Source organism: Dietzia sp. E1 (assembly GCF_014145015.1).
In the GTDB taxonomy this organism is placed as follows: domain Bacteria; phylum Actinomycetota; class Actinomycetes; order Mycobacteriales; family Mycobacteriaceae; genus Dietzia; species Dietzia cinnamea_A.
In genome coordinates this window covers 1-2392 of the sequence record NZ_JAALDU010000329.1, presented here as the reverse complement: position 1 = coordinate 2392, position 2392 = coordinate 1, and the positions used below count along the sequence as shown (strand labels likewise).

2 protein-coding genes and 1 pseudogene are annotated in these 2392 nt (G+C 69.9%); 2 read left to right on the top strand and 1 reads right to left on the bottom strand.

The window, feature by feature from the left end:
• Positions 1 to 194 (bottom strand): annotated as a pseudogene (locus G6030_RS16530) (hypothetical protein); the annotation flags it as partial.
• Positions 195 to 352: 158 nt separating this feature from the next.
• On the opposite strand from G6030_RS16530, the gene G6030_RS11145 reads away from it, so the two are divergent.
• Positions 353 to 1726, top strand: a complete 1374-nt coding sequence (locus tag G6030_RS11145; RefSeq protein WP_007633840.1) for an NAD(P)-binding domain-containing protein — start codon at positions 353 to 355, stop codon at positions 1724 to 1726.
• Positions 1723 to 2376 (top strand): TetR/AcrR family transcriptional regulator, encoded by a 654-nt coding sequence (locus G6030_RS11140; protein WP_007633842.1) that lies wholly within the window; start codon positions 1723 to 1725, stop codon positions 2374 to 2376. Before G6030_RS11145 ends, G6030_RS11140 begins: the two co-directional genes overlap by 4 nt.
• Positions 2377 to 2392: the final 16 nt, after the last annotated feature.

Sequence of the window (2392 nt, the reverse complement as noted above, 5' to 3'; positions counted from 1 at the left end):
TCGGCGTCGAGATCGGCGATCGTCACCCACCACCCGGCCGCCGCGAGGGCGCGGGCGGTCGCCCAGCCGATACCCGAGGCGCCGCCCACGACGACCGCCGCGCGGGCATAGCCGGTCACTTCCCCACGGCCGGTGGCCACGTCGCCGCCGGCGGCGCGGACCTGTGCATCGTCATCGGCATCGTCATGGACCATGTGGCCTCCCCTCGGGTCGACAGGGGGCGCCGACCGTGCGCGACACCCCGGCAGAGGAAGCCGTTGACGGCCGTCAACACGAACCATAGTGTGATGCGCGCCATAGCTCTCTGTCCTGGTGAGTGTGCCTCGCCGAGGACCGCGCCGAAGGGGTTCGTATGACTTCGACCTGCAGGATCGCCGTGATCGGCGCGGGCATCAGCGGCCTGACCACGGTGAAGATGTTGCGCGACTACGGGATCGACGTGGTGTGCTTCGAGGCATCGGACCGGATCGGCGGCAACTGGGCGTTCGACAACCCCAACGGCAGCTCGAGCGCGTACCGCTCACTGCACATCGACACCTCCAAGCACCAGCTGAGCTTCCGCGACTTCCCCATGCCGGAGGAGTTCCCGGACTTCCCCCACCACTCGCAGATCAAGCAGTACCTCGACGACTACGCCGAGGCCTTCGACCTGCTCGGATCGATCGAGTTCGAGACGCGCGTCATGCATGCCGAGCGGTTGCCGGAGGGCGGCTGGGAGCTCACCACCGCGGGCGCGGACGGCACGGGCCCCACGGAGTCGCACCAGTTCGACGCCCTCGTGGTGGGCAACGGGCACCACTGGGACCCGCGGTTCGCCGACTTCCCCGGCGAGTTCACCGGCGAGATGATCCACTCCCACGCCTACATCGACCTGTGGACCCCGCTGCACCTCATGGACAAGAAGATCCTCGTGGCGGGCCTGGGCAACAGCGCCGCCGACATCGCGGTGGAGCTCTCGTCCAAGGTGATGCGCAACGAGGTCACGCTCTCGACCCGGTCGAGCGCCTGGATCGTACCCAAGTACATCGCGGGCAAACCGGCCGACAAGTACTTCGCGACGTTCCCGTACCTGCCGTACTCGTGGCAGCGCAAGGTCATCCAGACGATGCAGCCGATGTCGGCCGGGCGCCCGGAGTCGTACGGGCTGCCCAAGCCCAACCACAAGTTCTTCGAAGCCCACCCCACGCAGTCGGTCGAACTGCCGCTGCGCCTGGGCTCGGGCGACGTCACCGCCAAGGGCGACATCGACCGCCTCGACGGCCGGACCGTGCACTTCGCCGACGGCACCAGCACCGAGTTCGACGTCATCATCCAGGCCACCGGGTACAACACCACGTTCCCGTTCTTCGACCGAGACTTCCTCAGCGCCGACGAGCACAACCACGTGCCGCTGTACAAGCGCATGTTCACCCCGGGCGTCGAGGACCTGGCCTTCGTCGGGTTCGCCCAGGCCACGCCCACCCTCTTCCCGTTCGTCGAGGCGCAGGCCCGGCTCGTGGCCGCGTGGGCGGCCGGCCTCTACCGCACCCCGCCGGTCGAGGAGATGAAGCGGGTGATCGTGGAGGACGAGAAGAAGTACATCGGCCACATGCTCGACACGCCCCGGCATCAGCAGCAGGTCGACTACTTCCTGTATGAACACGACATGCGTACCCGTGAGATACCCCGAGGACTCGACCGCGCCCGCGCCCACGGACCCGCCCTCCGGCCCAAGGTGACGACATGACACCCGCGGCGCCGGCCGGCGCCACCTCCCCGCGAGGCGACCGGCGGCGCGAGGCCTTGCTCGCCGCGCTCGACGACCGGCTGAAGACCACCGCGCTGGACGACATCTCGGTGGCCGACCTCACCGAGTCCGCCGGCATCACCCGGTCGGCGTTCTACTTCTACTTCGACTCCAAGGCCGCCGCGGTGGGCGTGCTGCTGGCGATGGTGCAGGACGAGGCCGACGCCGCCGTCGAGACGGCGGTGCGCGGCGAGGGGGACTTCCGCACCCGGGTCACCGCCGCGCTCGAGCGGCTGACCGACCGGGTCCTCGACAAGGCCCACATCTACCGGGCCCTGCTCACCGCGCGCAGCAAGCACGCCCAGACCCGTGACCTGTGGGACGACGGCCGCCGGGCCCTCGCCGTGCAGATCGCCGAATTCCTCCGCGCCGAGCGCGCGGCCGGCCGGGCCCCGGAGGGCGTCGACGCCGACGCGCTCGCCGTGGGGCTCATCCACATCAACGAGACCGTCCTCGAGCAGCTGGCCTACGACCCGGGCCGCCCCCGGGAACCGCTGCTCACCGTCGCCGCGGACATGTGGGTCCGCACGGTGTACGGCCGCCCCGACCCCGCGGTGGACCCCGCGGCCGATCCTGGGAGAACCACATGACCACGACCGTCGACGT

Coding starts and splice junctions, on each gene's coding strand:
- G6030_RS11145 (WP_007633840.1), top strand. CDS start 353: ATGACTTCGACCTGCAGGATCGCCGTGATCGGCGCGGGCATCAGCGGC.
- G6030_RS11140 (WP_007633842.1), top strand. CDS start 1,723: ATGACACCCGCGGCGCCGGCCGGCGCCACCTCCCCGCGAGGCGACCGG.